The 18,504-nt window shown below is 66.2% G+C and carries 16 protein-coding genes; 9 read left to right on the top strand and 7 right to left on the bottom strand.

Annotated features, from left to right (window positions below):
- The first annotated feature begins 14 nt into the window (after positions 1–14).
- The 7 genes from hrpA to FVW59_RS06090 all read left to right on the top strand — a co-directional run bounded on the left by hrpA (position 15) and on the right by FVW59_RS06090 (position 8,521).
- Positions 15–3,752: an ATP-dependent RNA helicase HrpA gene (gene hrpA, locus FVW59_RS06120; RefSeq protein ID WP_148063341.1), complete on the top strand. Its 3,738-nt coding sequence runs from the start codon at positions 15–17 to the stop codon at positions 3,750–3,752.
- A 205-nt stretch (positions 3,753–3,957) separates the two neighbouring features.
- Positions 3,958–4,314, top strand: coding sequence for an HvfA family oxazolone/thioamide-modified RiPP metallophore (locus FVW59_RS06115; protein WP_116364497.1), 357 nt, complete (start codon positions 3,958–3,960; stop codon positions 4,312–4,314).
- A complete protein-coding gene (locus tag FVW59_RS06110; protein WP_148063340.1) occupies positions 4,314–5,177 on the top strand; it encodes an HvfB family MNIO-type RiPP peptide maturase in 864 nt (287 codons plus the stop codon). Before FVW59_RS06115 ends, FVW59_RS06110 begins: the two co-directional genes overlap by 1 nt.
- Positions 5,174–5,959, top strand: coding sequence for an HvfC family RiPP maturation protein (locus FVW59_RS06105; protein WP_148063339.1), 786 nt, complete (start codon positions 5,174–5,176; stop codon positions 5,957–5,959). Before FVW59_RS06110 ends, FVW59_RS06105 begins: the two co-directional genes overlap by 4 nt.
- A 30-nt stretch (positions 5,960–5,989) precedes the next feature.
- Positions 5,990–6,724, top strand: a complete 735-nt coding sequence (locus FVW59_RS06100) for an MlaA family lipoprotein (RefSeq protein ID WP_148063338.1) — start codon at positions 5,990–5,992, stop codon at positions 6,722–6,724.
- A 149-nt stretch (positions 6,725–6,873) separates the two neighbouring features.
- On the top strand, positions 6,874–8,037 hold the full coding sequence (locus FVW59_RS06095) for a SpoIIE family protein phosphatase (protein ID WP_246139650.1): 1,164 nt from the start codon (positions 6,874–6,876) through the stop codon (positions 8,035–8,037).
- Between the two features lies 1 nt (position 8,038).
- A complete protein-coding gene (locus FVW59_RS06090; RefSeq protein WP_148063337.1) occupies positions 8,039–8,521 on the top strand; it encodes an STAS domain-containing protein in 483 nt (160 codons plus the stop codon).
- 4 nt (positions 8,522–8,525) lie between these two features.
- Here the strand turns inward: FVW59_RS06090 and FVW59_RS06085 are convergent, their stop codons facing one another.
- Genes FVW59_RS06085 through dusA form a run of 3 tightly spaced genes read right to left on the bottom strand, consistent with a single transcriptional unit; the run spans position 8,526 to position 10,897 of the window.
- Positions 8,526–8,981, bottom strand: coding sequence for a tellurite resistance TerB family protein (locus tag FVW59_RS06085; RefSeq protein WP_148063336.1), 456 nt, complete (start codon positions 8,979–8,981; stop codon positions 8,526–8,528).
- On the bottom strand, positions 8,978–9,931 hold the full coding sequence (gene tal / locus FVW59_RS06080; RefSeq protein ID WP_148063335.1) for a transaldolase: 954 nt from the start codon (positions 9,929–9,931) through the stop codon (positions 8,978–8,980). Before tal ends, FVW59_RS06085 begins: the two co-directional genes overlap by 4 nt.
- A 12-nt stretch (positions 9,932–9,943) precedes the next feature.
- Entirely contained in the window at positions 9,944–10,897 is a 954-nt protein-coding gene (gene dusA, locus FVW59_RS06075; RefSeq protein WP_246139649.1) for a tRNA dihydrouridine(20/20a) synthase DusA, read from the bottom strand.
- Between the two features lie 172 nt (positions 10,898–11,069).
- On the opposite strand from dusA, the gene FVW59_RS06070 reads away from it, so the two are divergent.
- Positions 11,070–11,387, top strand: a complete 318-nt coding sequence (locus FVW59_RS06070; RefSeq protein ID WP_148063333.1) for an antibiotic biosynthesis monooxygenase family protein — start codon at positions 11,070–11,072, stop codon at positions 11,385–11,387.
- A gap of 53 nt (positions 11,388–11,440) precedes the next feature.
- Positions 11,441–12,469, top strand: a complete 1,029-nt coding sequence (locus tag FVW59_RS06065) for a YncE family protein (RefSeq protein WP_148063332.1) — start codon at positions 11,441–11,443, stop codon at positions 12,467–12,469.
- Here FVW59_RS06065 and FVW59_RS06060 read toward each other — a convergent pair.
- From FVW59_RS06060 to FVW59_RS06045, 4 genes are all read right to left on the bottom strand, one after another.
- The gene (locus FVW59_RS06060; protein ID WP_148063331.1) at positions 12,462–13,520 is read right to left on the bottom strand and encodes an ABC transporter ATP-binding protein; all 1,059 of its coding nucleotides are present in this window, start codon (positions 13,518–13,520) and stop codon (positions 12,462–12,464) included. The genes FVW59_RS06065 and FVW59_RS06060 overlap by 8 nt on opposite strands.
- Positions 13,517–15,139 carry an ABC transporter permease gene (locus FVW59_RS06055; protein WP_148063330.1) on the bottom strand — a complete coding sequence of 541 codons (1,623 nt, stop codon included), beginning with the start codon at positions 15,137–15,139 and terminating at the stop codon, positions 13,517–13,519. Before FVW59_RS06055 ends, FVW59_RS06060 begins: the two co-directional genes overlap by 4 nt.
- 65 nt (positions 15,140–15,204) lie before the next feature.
- On the bottom strand, positions 15,205–16,233 hold the full coding sequence (locus FVW59_RS06050; RefSeq protein WP_148063329.1) for a Fe(3+) ABC transporter substrate-binding protein: 1,029 nt from the start codon (positions 16,231–16,233) through the stop codon (positions 15,205–15,207).
- A 181-nt stretch (positions 16,234–16,414) separates the two neighbouring features.
- Entirely contained in the window at positions 16,415–18,370 is a 1,956-nt protein-coding gene (locus FVW59_RS06045) for a pyrroloquinoline quinone-dependent dehydrogenase (RefSeq protein WP_148063328.1), read from the bottom strand.
- Positions 18,371–18,504 lie beyond the last annotated feature (134 nt).

Genomic DNA, 18,504 nt, shown 5'->3' with positions numbered 1-18,504 from the left:
TTTCCGCGCGCGGTATGCAGGACAGCGAGACCAGCGAACGGCGTATTCCGCCCATCCGCTTTCCGGCCGATCTTCCGGTGGCGGAGCGGCGGGAGGAAATCATGGCCGCCATCCGCGACCACCAGGTGGTGGTGGTGGCGGGGGAGACCGGCTCCGGTAAAACCACCCAGCTACCCAAGATCTGCCTGGAGCTGGGCCGCGGCCGGCGCCAGCGTATCGGCCATACCCAGCCCCGGCGGCTGGCGGCGCGCACGGTGGCCCAGCGTATCGCGGCGGAGCTGGACACTTCCCTGGGGGAGACCGTCGGCTACCAGGTGCGCTTCAACGACCAGGTGAGCGAGGCCAGCGCGGTCAAGCTGATGACCGACGGCATCCTGCTGGCGGAGATCCAGCGCGACCGCCTGCTGCGCCAGTACGACACCCTGATCATCGACGAGGCCCATGAGCGCAGCCTCAATATCGATTTCCTGCTGGGTTACCTGAAGAACATCCTGCCCAGGCGCCCCGACCTCAAGCTGATCATCACCTCCGCGACCATCGACCTGGAGAGTTTTTCCCGCCACTTCGACGACGCCCCGGTGATCGAAGTGTCCGGTCGCACCTACCCGGTGGAAACGGTCTACCTGGACCCGGTGGAAGACCGCGACCAGGGCGTGCAGGAGCAGATTGTGCAGGTCGTGCAGGAGATCGCCGCCGGCCACTACGGCGAACGCGGCGATACGCTGGTGTTTCTGCCCGGCGAGCGCGATATCCGCGAACTGGCCAAGGCCCTGCGGCGCGACACCGAACTGGACATCCTGCCGCTCTACGCCCGCCTCAGCCAGGGCGAGCAGCAGCGCGTGTTCGACACCTCCGGGCGCCGCGGCCTGCGCGTGGTGCTGGCCACCAACGTGGCGGAAACCTCGGTGACGGTGCCCGGCATTCGCTATGTGATCGATCCCGGCGAGGCGCGCATCAGCCGCTACAGTTACCGCACCAAGGTGCAGCGCCTGCCCATCGAGCCGATTTCCCAGGCCAGCGCCAACCAGCGCCAGGGGCGCTGCGGCCGGGTGGCGGCGGGGGTCTGTATCCGGCTGTACAGCCGCGAGGACTTTGAGCGCCGGCCGGAATTTACCGACCCGGAGATTCGCCGCACCAACCTGGCGGCGGTGATCCTGCAGATGCTCAACCTGCGGCTCGGCGACCTCAAGCACTTCCCCTTTATCGACCCGCCGGACCCGCGCATGGTGCGCGACGGCTACAAGCTGCTGGAAGAGCTGGGCGCGGTCACCCCGGCCGGCAAGCTCACCGACACCGGCCGCCAGATGAGCCGCCTGCCGCTGGACCCGCGCCTGGGGCGCATGATTCTGGCGGCCGCCGGCCAGCAGTGCCTGGGGGAGATGCTGGTGATTGCCAGCGCCCTGTCCATCCAGGACCCGCGCGAGCGGCCGGCGGACAGGCAGCAGCAGTCGGACCAGAGCCACGCCCGCTTCAAGCACGAGAAGTCGGACTTCATGGCCTGGCTGAACCTGTGGCGCTACTACGAGGAACAGCGCCAGACCCTGAGCCAGAACCAGCTGCGCAAGCTGTGCCAGAAGGAGTTCCTGTCCTTTTTGCGCCTGCGCGAGTGGCGCGATACTCACTACCAGCTCACCGTGGCCTGCCGCCAGCAGGGGCTGAAGCCGCCGCGGGAACTGCCGCAAGAGGAAAACTACAACGGCGTGCACCAGGCCCTGCTGGCCGGCCTGCTCGGCAACATCGCCCAGTTCCAGGAGGGTAGGGATTACCTGGGCGCGCGCAACCGCAAGCTGCAGATCTTCCCCGGCTCGTCCCAGGCGCGGAAAAAACCCAAGTGGCTGGTAGCGGCGGAAATCGTGGAAACCTCGAACGTGTTCGCCCGGGTGGTGGGCGGCATCGATCCGCGCTGGGCGCTGACGGTCAACCCCGACCTGCTCAAGCATCACTACTACGAGCCGCGCTGGCAGCCCCGCGGCGGCCGCGCCGTGGCCTATGAGCGCATCACGCTTTACGGCCTGACCCTGAGCGACAAGCAGACGGTGAATTACGGCCCCATCGACCCGGTAGAGTCGCGCGAGCTGCTGATCCGCGAGGGTCTGGTGGCGGGGCGCATGCAACCGCCGCCGGCCTTCCTCAAGCACAACCAGCGCCTGCTGCGGGAGTTGCAGGACCTGGAGTCGCGCACCCGGCGCCGCGACATCGTGGCCGATGAAGAGGTGCTGTTCCGCTTCTACGACGAGCGCCTGCCGGCCGACATCACCACCCTGCGCCACCTCAACAGCTGGGTGAAAAGGCAGCCGGATGCCGAGGGCGTCTTACAAGTGCCGCGGGAACTGCTGCTGGCGCGCGACCCGGGGCAACTGGAGAACCAGTTTCCCAACCACCTGGCATGGGACGGCCTGGAACTGAAGCTCAGCTACCAGTTCGAGCCCGGCGGCGAGGCCGACGGTGTGACCGTGACGGTGCCGGTGGCGCTGCTGAACCGGGTGCCGCGCCACCTGTTCGACTACCTGGTGCCGGGGCTGCTGCGCGACAAGTGCATCGCACTGGTGAAGGCGCTGCCCAAGTCCCTGCGCAAGCAGCTGGTGCCGGTGCCGGACTATGTCGATCGCGCGCTGGCGCAGATCGCACCGGGTGAGGCGCCCCTGTTGCAGGCGCTGGCGCAGACCCTGTCAAAGCAGTCCGGTCAGCGGCTCAGCGCCGACGACTGGCAGGGGGTGGCGCTGGAGGACTTCTACCGGATGAATATCCGCGTGGTGGACAGCCGCGGCAAGGTCATGGCCCAGGGGCGCGACCTGGACGAACTGGTGGCCCGCTTCCGCCAGGACACGAAAGAAAGTGTCGGCAGTGCGGGCAGGAATTCGCCGGCGCGTGACAAGGTCACGCAGTGGGACATGGGCAATCTGCCGCGGGAGTGGCGCTTCCGCCAGGCCGGGGTGGAGATTGTGTCCTACCCGGCGCTGGTGGATCGCGGCGAGCACGCCGCGGTGGAACTGCTGGACTACCCGGGCCAGGCCACGCTCGCCCACCGCCAGGGCGTGCTGCGGCTGCTGCGCCTGCACAATGCCAAGCAGGTGAAATTCCTGCGCAAGGAAATCCTGCGCAGCAATGCCGACCAGCTGGCCCTGGCCGGGGCCGGACTGGAGCGCGAGGCCCTGGTGGACGACCTGATCGATGCCGCCTATGTGCAGGCCCTGGACCTGCAGCAGGCGCCGCGCAGCGAGGGCGAGTTCAACGCGCTGCTGCAGCGTGCCGGCGCCCCGGTGGTGCAGGCCGCCAATGAACTGGAAACCCTGCTGCGCAATGCGCTCACGCCCTTGAGCAGCGCCCGCCAGGGCCTGGCGAAATTGAAAGGCGGGCAGTTCGACACGGCGCGGCGGGATATTGACGCGCAGTTACAGGTGCTGCTGGCACCGGGTTTCCTGCGCGATACCCCCGGCAACTGGTTGGCCCAGTACCCGCGCTACATGAAGGCACTGGCACAGCGGGTGGAGCGCCTGAATGGCCAGCTCGACAAGGACCAGCGCAACAGCGGCCTGCTGTCGGCGCTGTGGCAGCCGCTGGCAGAGGCCATGGCGGCGCGCCCGGGCCTGCTGTTGCTGTGCGCTGCCGCCAGTGAGTATCGCTGGATGCACGAGGAGTTCCGGGTGTCCCTGTTCGCCCAGCAACTGGGCACCCGGCTGCCGGTGTCGCAGAAGCGCCTGGAGAGCCAGTGGCAGGCGGTTGAGCAGTGGCTGGCGCAGCATCCGCGCTGATGTGAGCGCTGTCACGTTTGTAAAATATTACCGCTCCCCCGGCGGGCACAATGCAACTTCAGCGGCAATACTGGGTCTGAGCACTTGCGAGGGCTGGCAACCTGCCACCTGCCGGGGCGGTCAGCTTTCTTTGTGTCGTGTGTGATCCAGACACAACCATCAAGAGTAAATAAAGTAACTCAAGATCAACTACAGGGAATTCATCATGGCTCAGATCAAGAAACCTCTCAGCGCAGCACTGGGCGCCGCCTTCCTGGCCAGCGCTATCGCCCCCATGGCCTCTGCCGACAGCAACCCCTTCTCCGCCCAGCAGCTCTCCGGCGGCTACGATCTCGCCAGCTACGACAAGCACGAAGAAGGCAAGTGCGGTGAAGGCAAATGTGGCGACAAGAAAGCCGAGGGTAAATGCGGCGAAGGCAAGTGCGGTGAAGGCAAGTGCGGCGACAAGAAAGCCGAAGGTAAATGCGGCGAAGGCAAGTGCGGCGACAAAAAAGCCGAAGGTAAGTGTGGCGAAGGCAAGTGCGGCGACAAAAAAGCCGCGGAAGGCTCCTGCGGTAGCTGATGCCGAACCCAGCACGTGAGATCCGCGGCGCGGGTCTCGGATTGAGGCGGGCCCTGTTGGGCCCGCTTCTGTCTCGCCCGGCGGGCGACATGGATTTTCTGGAGGTGGCGCCGGAGAACTGGATCGGCGTCGGCGGCCGCTTCGGGCGCCAGTTACGCGAAATTGCCGAGCGCTATCCGCTGGTGTTCCACGGCCTGTCGCTGGATATCGGCGGCCCCGATGCCCTCGACCTCGACCTGCTGCGCGCGGTGCGCGCGATGATGGATGACTTCCAGGTCGGCTTTTACAGCGAGCACCTCACCTACTGCGCCGCCGAGGGCCATCTCTACGACCTGCTGCCCATCCCCTTCACCGCCGAGGCGGTGGACCATGTGGTGGCGCGCATCCAGCAGGCGCAGGACATTATCGGCCAGCCGCTGGTGCTGGAAAATGCCAGCTATTATGCCCAGGCTCACCGCGAGATGAGCGAGGCAGAATTTATCGGCGCGGTGCTGAAAGGCTCCGGCGCCGAGCTGTTGCTGGACGTGAACAACATCTACGTCAACAGCATCAATCACCAGTACGACCCGCTCACCTTCCTTGAGAGCCTGCCGCTTGAGAAGGTGCGCTACCTGCATATCGCCGGTCACTACGACGAGGCGGACGACCTCAAGGTCGACACCCACGGCGCCGATGTGATCGACCCGGTGTGGAATCTGCTGTCCCGGGCCTACGATCTGCTGGGTCCGGTGCCGACCCTGCTGGAGCGGGATTTCAACCTGCCGCCACTGGATACCCTGCTGCTGGAAGTGAGTGAGGTGCGGCGGCGTCAGGCGCTGGCGCTGCCGAGCGGGCGCGCCGCGGCGGGAGAGAGCGCCCGATGAGCGAACTGCGTTGCGCGCAACTGGCAATGGGCCGCTACCTGCGCGACCCGCAGCCGGCCACTGCGCCGGCAGGTATCGAGGAGCGCCGGCTCAAGGTCTACCGGGAGCTGGTGTACAACAACATCGAGGGCTTTATCAGCAGCGGCTTCCCGGTCCTGCGCAGTCTCTACGACGACGTGCAGTGGCACGCGCTGGTGCGCGACTTTGTCGCCGTTCACCGCTGCGCCACGCCGTACTTTCTGGAGATCAGCCAGGAGTTCATCCGCTTTCTCAGCGAGGACTTTCAGCCCCGCGACTGCGATCCGCCCTTTATTGTCGAACTGGCCCACTACGAGTGGGTGGAACTGGCGCTGGATATCGCCGAGGACAGCCCGCCGCCAGCGCCGCGGGATCTCGACCCCCTGCGCGCGGTGCCGCGCTGGTCGCCGCTGGCCTGGTTGCTCAGCTACGCCTGGCCGGTGCACCGTATCGGCCCGGCCCTGCGGCCCAGCGAGCCGGGTGATCCGGTATTCCTGCTGGTGTACCGGGATCGCGAGGAGAACGTCGGCTTTATGGAATTGAATCCCGCCACTGCCCGTCTGGCGGAACTGCTGCGCGACAACGACAGTGACAGCGGCGAGGCGCTACTGTCGCGCCTGGCGGCTGAGCTGGGTGGCGACGCGGCCAGCATTCGCGGCTTCGGGGCAGAGCAATTGAACCAGTTCGCCCGCCGCGCCATCATCGGCCTGGAACCGCTGCCCGCGGCGACAGCCGGAGTTGTCCCTGGACCGACAGGGGCGTAACATCTGCGACCGGTTTTGGAACTGCTTTCTATGCTTCGCCAATTTTCCCTGCTGCTGACACTCTTCACTCTGCTGGCTGCGCCCGTGCGCGCCCAGGAAGTGCTGACGGACGATTCCGACCGGGATCCCTTCGAATCCTGGAACCGCGCTGTGTTCACCTTCAACGACGGGCTCGACACCTGGTTCATGCGGCCGGTGGCCAAGGGCTACCACTTCATCATGCCGGACTTCGCCGAGCGCGGCGTGACCAACTTCTTCGCCAACCTCTACGACGCCAATTCGGTGGTGAACGCCACCCTGCAGGGCCGCTTCAACCACGCCGCCCGCGGCAGCGGCCGCTTCCTGGTCAACACCGTGTTCGGGGTGGCCGGGGTGTTCGATGTGGCGACGCGCATGGGGCTGACCCCCTATCCGACGGATTTCGGCCACACCCTCGCCATCTGGGGCGCCCCCTCCGGCCCCTACCTGATGGTGCCCCTGTTCGGTCCGCGCACCGTGCGCAGCGGCGCGGGCTCGATCGTGGACGTGTACGGCCTGCCCCAGACCTACGTGGACAACGTGGCCCTGCGCAACTCGCTCTATGGCCTGGAGCTGATCGAGGCGCGGGCTCGTTTGCTGGATGTGGATAAATTGACCTCCGGTGATCGTTATATCTTCATCAGGGACGCTTATTTGCAGCAGCGCGAGGTACTGGTGAATGACGGCAAGATCCAGGACGATTTCTCCGACTACGGGGCCGATGGCGATTGGGAAGAGGACTTCTGAGCCCGGCGCCGCCCCCGGCGCCCGGCGTTGGGGCAAAACTGTGAAATCCTGCCCAAAGCCTGTCGTCCACTGTTGCCCCGCGCATACAAGGGGCGTAGTGTCACGCCCAAATATCCACCTGAAATGACATGATGGCCAGCAACGGTAACGTGCTAGTAATCGACGATGACCCGGGCCGCGCAGAGGGGCTTGCAGGTATCGTGGAATCCGCTGGTTTTCACGTCGACGTGGTAAGCGATGTCACCAATTCCACCTATTCACTGGCCGGCAGCTCGGACCTCGATGTGATTCTCTGCGAGATGGAGATGAACGGCGTGTCCTGGGGCGAGGCGCGTCGCACCCTGCGCGAGATGGACATCCAGGTGCCCGCCATCATGCTGTCCGACCAGGCCGAGGCCACCCAGATGATGACCGCCCTGCGTCTTGGGGCCAGCGACTTTTTTGTGCGCCCGGTGGAAGACGCCGGCGCCCTGATCAAGTCCATCGAACGCTGCGTGCGCCAGCGCCAGCTGCACCGCGAACTGGACGAGTCGCGCAGGCGGCTGGAGGCCGCCAACACGGAACTGCGCGGCACGGTGAAGGTGCTGGAGCAGGACCAGCAGGCCGGGCGCCGGGTGCAGCTCTCCATGCTGCCCGCTACCCCCCTGATTCTCGACAAGTACAGCTTCAGCCACAGCGTTATCCCCTCTCTTTTTCTCAGCGGCGACTTCACCGACTATTTCACCGTGGGCACCCGCCACGTGGTGTTCTTCATGGCGGATGTGTCCGGCCACGGTTCGTCCTCGGCCTTTGCCACCGTGCTGCTGAAAAACCTGTTTGCCCGCAAACGCTCGGATTACAGTCGCAAGAGCGACGACACCGTGCTGAGTCCGGTGGCCATGTTGCACCGGGCCAACCAGGAGCTGCTGCGGCTGGATGTCGGCAAGTTCGCCACCATGGTGGTGGGCCTGCTGGATATGGAACTCAACACCCTTCGCTACAGCATCGCCGGCCACCTGCCGCAGCCGGTTCTGGTGTCAGCTGAAGGTGCCCGCTATCTCGACGGCAGCGGTTCCGCCGTGGGGCTGATGGAGGAGGCCGAGTATCAGGAGCACGATATAAACCTGCCCGATACCTTCACCATGGCCCTGTTCTCGGACGGTATTCTTGAGATCCTGCCCTGTCAGGATCTGATCGAAAAGGAGGCCTATCTGCTCAAGGCCTTCGACGACGTCGCCGACACCCCGGAAGCCATGGTCGATCGCCTCGGCCTGCACCAGGTGGATGTGGCGCCAGACGATATTGCGGCTCTCTTCATCAGCAAGCGGAGTTGAAGTGTCTGAAGGCCGGATTCTAGCTGCCAGCCAGGATGGCGCCTATGTCGTACGCATGGAAGGCGATGTGCGACTCACCCTGTGCACCACCATCGATGAATTCATGCAGCGCATGTTCGCCGACCCGGAGTTCGCCAGCGTGTGGGTTGATCTCTGTGATACCGAGGGCATGGACAGTACCACCCTTGGCCTGCTGGCCAAGCTGGCGCTGGAAGTGCACGAGCGCTACGGCTTTCGCCCCGCCATCTACTGCTGCAACCCGGGCATCAACCGCCTGCTGACCAGCATGGGCTTCCAGCAGCTGTTCGACCTGCACGACGAAATTTGCGAGCGCGCCCCGAGCATCGAGGAAATCCCCCACGTCGAAGGCAGCGAGCAGGCGGTCAAGGACAAGGTCATCGAGGCCCACCGGGTGTTGATGGGCCTGTCGGAAGACAACCGCGACCGCTTCCGGGACCTGATGGCGGTACTGGAGTGCGGTTGATCCCCTAGCTGGCGTTTGCCGCCTGCTGCGCGCCGAGCTTGGCGCGAATGTAATCGGCGTGGGGCACGTAGGTGAGCTCCGCCACCTGCCGGATCAGCGCCTCCTCGTATTTATCCAGATCGCCGTCGGCCCAGGCCACCTGCCACATGGCCTCGATCAGCTGCTGCTTGTTGGCGGGGCTGAAGTGGTCGTTGACCAGGCGGGTGAACTCATACAGCGAGGTGGCCTCGCTGGCCTGCTGTTCCGCCTGGGCCAGCAGCGCTTCCACTTCCTGCGCCGACAGCTTCAGCGCCTGTTCCAGCAAGGCCGCCATGGTGCGGCGCTCCTGCTCGTCGGCGCCGAAGTCGGCGCGGGCGGTTTCCACCAGCAGGGCCGCGGCGGCCAGTCGCAGGCGGTGCTGCAGCTGCGTCTCGCTCTCCCGTTCCGGGGTTTCGAACAGTGCCTTGAGTGCGCGAATCATGCCTGGCTGATGACCTGTTCCAGCTTCACCTGGTCGGCAATGAAATTGCGAATACCCTCGGCCAGTTTTTCCGTGGCCATGGCGTCCTGGTTGAGGTCGAGGCGGAATTCGCTCTCGCCGGGGCCGTGGGCGGGCAGGTCGCTGCTGGCGCTGTCCGGGTCGAGGCAGCGCGGCAGCTCGCCGCTGTCGGCGGCCAGTTCCTCCAGCAGGGCGGGGCTGATGGTGAGGCGGTCGCAGCCCGCCAGCGCTTCAATCTCGCCGGTGTTGCGAAAGCTCGCACCCATCACCACAGTGTTGTAGTTGTGCTGCTTGTAGTAGTGGTAGATCTGCCTGACCGACTGCACGCCGGGGTCATCCCCGGGTTTTTCGACCACCAGATCGGTATTGGCCTTGTACCAGTCGAGGATGCGGCCGACGAAGGGCGAGATCAGGAACACGCCGGCGTCGGCGCAGGCCGCGGCCTGGGCAAAGCCGAACAGCAGGGTCAGGTTGCAGTTGATGCCTTCTTTTTCCAGTTGCTGGGCGGCGCGGATGCCCTCCCAGGTGGAGGCGGTCTTGATCAGGATGCGATCGCGCTGGATGCCGGCCTCCTCGTACATGCCGATCAGCTTGCGCGCGCGGGCCAGCGTGGCGTCCACATCGAAGGACAGGCGGGCGTCCACCTCGGTGGAGATGCGCCCGGGAATTATGTCGAGAATCTCGCGCCCCACATCGACGGCGAAGCGGTCGCAGGCGTTGGCCAGTTGTTCGGCGCTGGAGCCGCCCTGTTGCGCGGCCCAGCCGCGGGCCTGGAGCAGCAGCTCGGCGTAGTGGGGCAGGCCGGCGGCCTTGAGCAGGAGAGAGGGGTTGGTGGTGGCATCCAGGGGCTGGAAGCGGCGAATCGCCTCGATGTCGCCAGTGTCGGCCACTACATCGGTCATTGCCTTCAGGCGTTCGAGTTTGTTGCTCATGGGCTCTCTCTGTCAGGCGGCGGAATCGGCGGGCGCGCGAACCAGCTCAAAGGCCTGGCGCAGCACCTCGATGCCCGCATCGGGTTTATAGGCGTTTTCACTCAGGTGACGGCGGAAGCGGCGGGCGCCGGGGACGCCCTGGTACAGCCCGAGAATATGCCGGGTAACATGGTTCAACCGGGCACCGCGGGCCAGCTGCTGTTCCACATAGGGCAGCAACGCTTCAATGACATCATCACGCGCACTGGCGGGTTTGTCCATCCCGAACAGCACACTGTCCACCTCGGCCAGGCACCAGGGGTTCTGGTAGGCCTCGCGGCCCAGCATCACGCCGTCCACCTGCTGCAGGTGGCGCTGGCAATCCTCGAGGCTCTGGATGCCGCCGTTGATAACCACCGTCAGCCCGGGCATGTCGCGCTTGAGGCGGTACACCCAGGGGTAGTTGAGCGGCGGGATTTCGCGGTTCTCCTTGGGCGACAGGCCCTGCAGCCAGGCCTTGCGGGCGTGCACGATGAAGACCTCACAGCCCGCTTCCGCCACCGGCGCGACGAAGTCCAGCATCTGCTGGTAGCTCTCCATGTCGTCGATGCCGATGCGGTGCTTGACCGTCACCGGGATATCGCAGGCTTCGCGCATGGCGCGCACACCCGCGGCCACCACGTCCGGCTGTGCCATCAGGCAGGCGCCGAACATGCCCGACTGCACCCGGTCCGAGGGGCAGCCACAGTTGAGATTGACCTCGTCGTAGCCCCATTCCTCGGCCCAGCGCGCGCACCGGGCCAGGTCCGCCGGATTGGAGCCGCCCAGTTGCAGGGCCACCGGGTGCTCTTCCGCGTTGTAGTGCAAAAAGCGCTCGCGGTCGCCGTGGATCAACGCGCCGGTGGTGACCATCTCGGTGTACAGCCGCGCCTGTTTGCTGATCAGACGCCAGAAGAAGCGGCAGTTGTGGTCTGACCAGTCCAGCATGGGGGCAATGCTGAAGCGGAAGGGGCTCGGTTGCGTTGTCGGCTGTGGTGTCTGTTGCGGGAACATCGGTCGTTTCGCTGGCGGTGGGTGGGCGCTCGCGCGCCGCTGTTTCAGGCGCTATTGTGCCAGTAATGGCCGCGGGCTGTCCTGTTGCGCGCGGCGTGGAGGTACTATGCACTTTATTTTCGAAGTCCACATCAAGCCCGGCTACAGCGCCGAGCAGTACGCCGATGCCTGGTTGCGGGCCAGCCGCCTGATCCAGCAGGCGCCCGGTGCGCTGGGCACCCGCCTGCACCGGAAGATCGGCGACCCCGATGTGCTGCTGGCCATCGCCACCTGGGAGAGCAAGGCGCAGCGGGACGCGATGGAGACTCACCCCTCGCAGCAGGTGCAGGACATCATCGCCGCCGAGGCGCCCTTTGTGGAAGTGCGGGTGATCGGCGAGTTTGAGGCGCCGGAGTGGGAGGTCATACCGGGGCGCGATTGCTGAAGGCCTGGGGTATGATGTCGCCTCATTGCAGTCGCTGTTTTACGAGGATTGTCATGCGTCGATTACTGATTCTGCTGCTCGGCCTGAGCCTGCTGCCCGCAGCGCACGCCGGGACCCTGCTGGTGGCCAACAAGGCGGAGGGCTCGGTCACCCTGCTGCGCACCCCTGGCTTTGAGCGCATAGTTACCCTGCCGGTGGGCGAGGGGCCCCACGAAATCGCGGTGTCGCCGGAGGGCCTGCGGGCGCTGGTCAGCAACTACGGTAACGCGCAGCGGCCCGGCAACACCCTGACCCTGATTGACCTCGCCCAGTTGCGGCCGGTGGCGACCATCGAACTGCCCGCCGGCGCCCGGCCCCACGGCATCGCCTGGATGAAGGCGGATACCGCGGTGGTGACCACCGAGGGCAATCGCAGTGTGCTGCTGGTGGATATGAACGAACTGGAGGTGCGCGACAGCATCGCGGTGGACCAGGATGTCGCCCACATGCTGGCGGCCTCGCGCGATGGCAGCGGCGCCTGGGTGGCCAGTATCGGCTCCGGCTCGGTCAGCGAGCTGGCACTGGACAGCGGCGAGCTGAGCGGCGTGGCCGCTTCCGGCGCCGGCAGCGAGGGCATTGCCCTGGTGAACAAGGGCAGCGAGGTGTGGGTGAGCAACCGCGAGGCGGGGACGATTTCGGTCTTCTCGGTGCGGCCCCTGCGCAAACTGGCGGAGATCGAGGTGGGCGGCTTTCCCATTCGGGTGGCGGCCGACGACTCCCGCGGGCGGGTATTTGCCACCCTGGCCATGGACGATGCCATGGTGGTGATCGACAGCGAGAGCCGCGAGGTGAGCCGCCGTATCGACTTTGACATCCCGGTGCCGGAAAACGCCGACTCCATCCTCGCCGGGGAGGGCGTCAGCGGTTCCATTCCGGTTGGACTGCTGGTGTCCCGGGATTACGAAATGATCTTTGTCGCCCACACCCAGGCGGACGTGATCTCCGTGCGCGAGGCGCACGACCTGGAGCAGGTCGCGGTATTCAGGGCCGGCAAGGAGCCCGACGGCATGGCCTGGACCTGGATGGACCTGCCGCTCAAGTAGCCGCGTTTTCCGCGGCGTCAAACACCACCACGTGCTGCAGGTTGAAGCGCACCGGCAGGTGGCCGCCGACGGCCACGTCGACATGGCTCGGCGCCAGGCAGGGGGCGTGCTGGCCGTCGGGCAGTTGCAGGTCGTAGAGATAGTGGGCGCCGCGGAAGGACTTGCCGCATACCGCCAGGCTCAACTGGCTGAGTTCGTCGAACTCGATGTCGTCGGGGCGTACCAGTAGCCGCAGTTGCTCGCCGGCGCGCCAGTGGCGATGCCCCATGTCGAGCCTGCCCAGGCCGTCGTTCAGTTCACCGGCCTCGTTCACCGTCACCGATACAATATTCCCCTGGCCGATGAACTCGGCCACAAATTCGCTGGCCGGGTTGTGGTAGAGGTTGTAGGGCGTGTCCAGTTGCGCCACCCGGCCGCTGCGCAGCAGGGCGATGCGGTCGGCCATGGCGAAGGCCTCGTGCTGGTCGTGGGTGACCAGGATGGCGGTGACGCCGTTGCGCTTGAGCAACTCCCGCACCTCGCCCGCCAGTTGTTCGCGCAGCTCGCTGTCGAGGCTGGAAAAGGGTTCGTCCAGCAGCAGGATTTCCGGCGCCGGCGCCAGCGCGCGGGCCAGGGCGACACGCTGCTGCTGGCCGCCTGACAGCTCGTGGGGATAGGCGTCGGCGTAGTCGGCCAGCGCCACCAGTTCCAGCATTTCCTGCACCCGCGCCTGTCGTTCGCCGGCCCCCAGCGCCGACAGGCCAAAGCCGATATTGCGGCGCACCGAGAGGTGGGGGAAGAGGGCGAAGTCCTGAAACACCATGCCCACCCGGCGCTGCTCCGGTGGCAGCAGGCCGCCGGGCTGGCTGATGGTGTGGCCGCGCAGGTTGATGTGCCCTTCGGACACCGGCTCGAAGCCGGCAATGGCGCGCAGCAGAGTGGTTTTGCCGCAGCCGGAAGGGCCCAGCAGGCAGCCGATTTCCCCGGCTTCCAGGGACAGTGAAACGCCGCTGACCGCGGTGAAACTGCCGTAGCGGACGGCGACCTTTTCCAATGCCAGTTGGCTGCTCATGGGCTGTTCTGCTCGTGGGTTCGCGGTGGGGGTTCAGCGCTGCCGGCGGTGCGGTTCATCAGGATCACCGGCAGCAGGCCGATCGCCACAATGGCGAGGGCGGGCAGGGCGGCGTCGGCCAGGCGCTCGTCCGAGGCCAGCTCGTGGGCGCGCACCGCCAGGGTGTTGAAATTGAAGGGCCGCAGGATGAGGGTCGTGGGCAGTTCCTTGAGGACATCCACGAAGACCAGCAGCAGTGCCGTGGCGAGGGAGCCGCGCAGCATCGGCAGGTGTACCCGGCGCAGTACCGCCAGCGGCTTCAGGCCGAGGGAGCGCGCCGACTCGTCGATGCTGGGCCGGATGCGCGCCAGCCCGGATTCCACGCTCTGCAGCGATACCGACAGGAAACGCACCACATAGGCGAAGACCAGGGCGGCGACGGTGCCCGACAGTAGCAGGCCGGTGGAGTAGTCGAAGTGGGAGCGCGCGAAATCGTCGATGCGGTTGTCCAGCCAGGCGAAGGGAATCAGCACCCCCACCGCGATTACCGTGCCCGGCACCGCGTAGCCCATGGCGGCGATACGCGTGGCCTGCTGTTCTACCTGCCCGGGGTGCAGGCGTTTGCCGTAACCCAGCAGCAGGGCGATCAGCAGGCAGGCGATGGCCGCCATGGCGGCCAGGCTGAAGCTGGAGCGAATCAGTTGCCAGAACAGGGCGAGGTCCGTCTCGGCCCAGCGCTCGATGGCCCAGCTGCCCAGTTGCAGGGCCGGCAGCACAAAGCCCGCCGCCAGGATCAGGCTGGCCACGGCGCAGGCCAGCAGCCCGCGCCAGCCGCGCAGCGGGATGCGCCGGGGTTGCTGGCGGGCGGAATTGTGGTGGAAGCGCAGGCGCCGGCGGGACAGCTGCTCCAGCAAAAACAGGCTGAACACGAACAGCAGCAGGAAGGCGGCGAGCTGGGCGGCGGTCTGCAGCTCCCCCAGGCCGTACCAGGTGCGGAAGATACCGGTGGTAAAGGCACTCACGCCAAAGTAGGCCACCGTGCCGTAGTCCGCCAGGGTTTCCATCAGCGCCAGGCTGATGCCGGCCACCAGGGCCGGGCGTGCCATCGGCAGGGCGACCTGGAACAGCGTCTGCCAGGGGCCTTTTCCAAGGCTGCGGCTGGCTTCCAGTACGGCGGTACTCTGTTCGCGGAAGGCAACCCGCACCAGCAGGTAGACGTAGGGGTAGAGCACCAGCGACAGCATGCATACCGCGCCGCCGAGGGAGCGGATGGCGGGGAAGTAGTAGTCGCCGTAGTTCCAGCCAAAGGTCTCGCGCAGGGCACTCTGCACCGGGCCGGCGTAGTCCAGCATGCCGGTGTAGGTATAGGCGATGATGTAGGCGGGGATAGCCATTGGCAGCAGCAGCGCCCAGTTGAAAAAGCGCCGGCCGGGGAAGTCGCACATGGCGGTTAGCCAGGCGCCGGTGACGCCGAGCACCAGGGTGCCGGCGCCGACGCCGAGCATCAGCAGCAGCGAGTTGACAATGTAATCCTGCAGCACGGTTTGCAGCAGGTGCTCCCAGACCGGGCTGAAGCCGCTGAACAGGCTGGCGGCGATCACCAGCACCGGCACCGCGATCACCGCGGTGGCCAACAACATGCCAGCGCGCCAGCCGGGGCTGGCGCGTCGTTGGTGACTTGGCGTGGGAGGGTTTGAGGGGCTGCCTATTTCCAATTGGCCCGATCCATGATCATGACTGCCTGCGCATTCAAGCGCCCGAGCTCGGTCACGTCAACTGAATCGGCTTTGAATTCGCCCCAGGAACTGAGGCGTGCGCTGGGTTCGATGTCCTCGCGCACCGGGTACTCGTTGTTGGTTTCCGCGTACCAGTGCTGGGCTTCCTCGCCAGCCAGGAACTCGATCAGCGCCTTGGCCTGTTCCACATGGGTGGCGGCCGTGGTGATGCCCGCGCCGCTGACATTCACGTGGGTGCCGCGGCCGTCCTGGTTGGGGAAGAACAGGGCGACATTGGCGGCCGCTGCCTCTTCCTCACCGCCGGACTGCAGCATGGCGCCATAGTAGTAGCTGTTGACCAGGGCCAGGTCGCACTGGCCGGCGCCAACCGCCTTGATCTGGTCGCGGTCGCCGCCCTGGGGCGGGCGGGCGAAGTTGGCGACCACGCCTTTGGCCCATGCGCCGGCGGCGTCGGCGCCCTCGGTGGCGATCATGCCGGCCACCAGCGACTGGTTATAGATGTTGCTGGAGGAGCGGACACACAGGCGGCCGCGCCATTTCGGGTCGGTGAGGTCCTCGTAGGTGCTGAGTTCGGCGGGGTCGATGCGGTCTTTGGCGTAGGCGATCACCCGCGCCCGCACCGACAGGCCGTACCAGTAGTCCTCGTTGTCGCGCAGGTGGGCGGGGACCACTTTTTTCAGGAAGTCCGAGTGCAGCGGCTGCAGCACACCGGCTTCCCGTGCCCGGTACAGGCGGCCCGCATCAACGGTCAGCAGCAGGTCGGCGGGGCTGTTGCGGCCCTCGCTGCGCAGGCGGGTGAGCAGGGCGTCGCCATCGCCGGTAATGAGGTTGACCTTGATGCCGCTCTCTTCGGTGAAGCGTTCGAGGATGGGTTTGATCAGGGCTTCCTGGCGGGCGGAGTAAACATTCACGACCTCGGCGGCCAGGCTGGCGGGAGCAATCAGGGTAGCGGCGAAAAAAGCCGCCGCGCGGCACAGGGCCGAACGGGAAAAACGCATGGTGACCTCGCGGTAGATTGTAGGCGCCTGCAAATGCAAGCAATTCTCATTCAGTAGAACACAGTCCGACCGGCGATACTACTCGAAGTTCCCGCTGAGGCTCTTCGAAGTTCCCGCTGAGGCTCCTCGAAGTTCCCGCTGAAGCTCTTCGAAGTTCCCGTCATAGCTCCACGCCGGCCCCTTAGTCGGGCAGGGAGAAAGCGACCAGGGCGTCGCCGGTTTTGGAGCCCATCATCTCGAACAGGCCCTTGCCGCCAGCGGCGATGACCACGAACTGCTTGCTGTCCGGGCGCAGGCGGTAGGTCATGGGCATGGCGTGGCCGGAGTAGGGCAGGCCGGTGCTCCACACTTCCTCGCCGCTGCCCAGGTCGAAGGCGCGGAACCGGGTGTCCATGGTGGCGGCGATAAACACCAGGCCGCCGGCAGTCTGCAGGTTGCCGCCCAGGGCCATGCCGCCCCAGGGGAAGAACTGCCCCAGCGGCGCCAGGTTTTCCAGGGTGCCGAAGGGGGTTTGCCAGAGGTGCTCGCCGGTGTTCAGGTCCACCGCCGCCAGGTAGCTCCAGGGCGGCTCGATGCAGGGGGCGCCCAGGGGCGAGCCGAACAGGGTCGGCTGCATGGCATAGGGAGCGCCCTCCATGTTATAGGCGTAGTGCTGGTCCGGCTCGCGTTCCACCATTTTCAGCATGAAGGGAAAGCGGTGGAAGCTCACCACCGCACGGTTATTGACCGGGTCGATGGATACGCCGCCCCAGTTCACACCGCCGACAAAACCCGGAAACTGCAGGCTGCCCTCGATTGAGGGCGGGGTGAATACGCCCTCGTAGCGCAGTTTGGCGAACTGCTCGCGACAGGCCTTTTCATCGTAGAAGCTGAGCATGCCCCACAGGTCGTCCTCGCTGAGGTCCGGCAGCAGGGGCGCCGGTTTGGTGGGGAAAGGCTGGGTGGGTGAGGAGTACTCCCCCGGTACATCGGTCTGGGCCACCGGGCGCTCCTCCACCGGAAACAGGGGTTCGCCGGTCTCGCCGTTCAACAGGAAGATAAAGCCGGTCTTGGTGGCCACCATCACTCCGGGCACCGGTCCGCTGGCGGTCTGCTGGGTGAAGGGCACCGGCTGGGCGGCCAGGTCGTAGTCCCAGAGGTCGTGGTGCACGGTCTGGAAGTGCCATTTCACCGCGCCGCTGGCGGCGTCCAGCGCCACCAGCGAGGAGCCGTAGTAGTCGAGGTCCCTGCGCACCTCGCCGCCGTAGAAGTCGTTGGCCGGGTTACCCATGGGGACGTACACAATGCCGCGCTCGCTGTCGCCGGTGATCAGCGACCAGGCGTTGGGGGTAGACGGGGTAAAGGAGGCGCCATTCTTCACATCCTCGGCGGTGACCGGCGTCATGGATGGTGGCACCGGGTCGAAGGCCCAGCGCAGTTCGCCGCTGCGGGCATCGAAACCGCGCACCACGCCCGGGGCCTCCCTGCTGCTGCGGTTGTCGATCACCAGGGCGCCGGTCACCAGTACATCGCCGATGGCCAGGGGCGGCGAGGTGGGGTACACCCCGCTCTGGCGGAAGTCCTCCATCCCGACCATCAGGTCGATGGCGCCGCCGGAACCAAAGTCTTCACAGGCGCGGCCGGTCCCGGCATCGACGCCGACCATGCGGCTGTCCACCGTGGACATGAAAATGCGCCGGGCGCAGGGGGCACCGGCTGGCGCCTCTGGGTCTTCCCAGTAGGTGACGCCGCGGCAGATGTGGGACTGCACGCCGGTGGAGTCGATCTGGGCATCGTAGACCCAGCGCTCCTCCCCGGTCTCCGGGTCCAGCGCGAAAATGCGGTTGTAGGGCGTGCAGTAATACAGCGTGTCGTCGACCACCAGCGGCGAAGCCTCGAAGGCGGTGACTTTGCCGCTGCCGTCGGCGGCGCGGGCGAAGTCGCCGGAGTGGTGGGTCCACGCCACTTCCAATTGGTCGATGTTGTCCGGTGTGATCTGGTCCAGCGCGGAATACTGCCCGCGGCCGACCGTGCCGCCCACCACCGGCCAGTCCCCGGTGGGACCGCTGTAGTCGACGGGGGTGTGTTCGCTGCAGGCCCCCAGCAGGCTGAGGATGGCAAACAGTGCAGCCAGGCGGGTGAGAGATGTGGCGCGCATGGGGTGGCCCTGTGATTCACGAATGCGGCCGGCATTGTCTGGCGCACCTGCCGTGATGACAAGCGGTGAGCGGACGCCGCCGGTCAATAGCGAGCAGGGGCACAAACTGGTGAACCCCGTGCTGGCCGGGCGCT

The organism is Parahaliea aestuarii (genome assembly GCF_008064635.1).
Taxonomy (GTDB): Bacteria; Pseudomonadota; Gammaproteobacteria; order Pseudomonadales; family Halieaceae; genus Parahaliea; species Parahaliea aestuarii.
The sequence above is the reverse complement of the archived record's forward strand: the minus strand, read 5'-3'. Positions and strand labels throughout refer to the sequence as shown.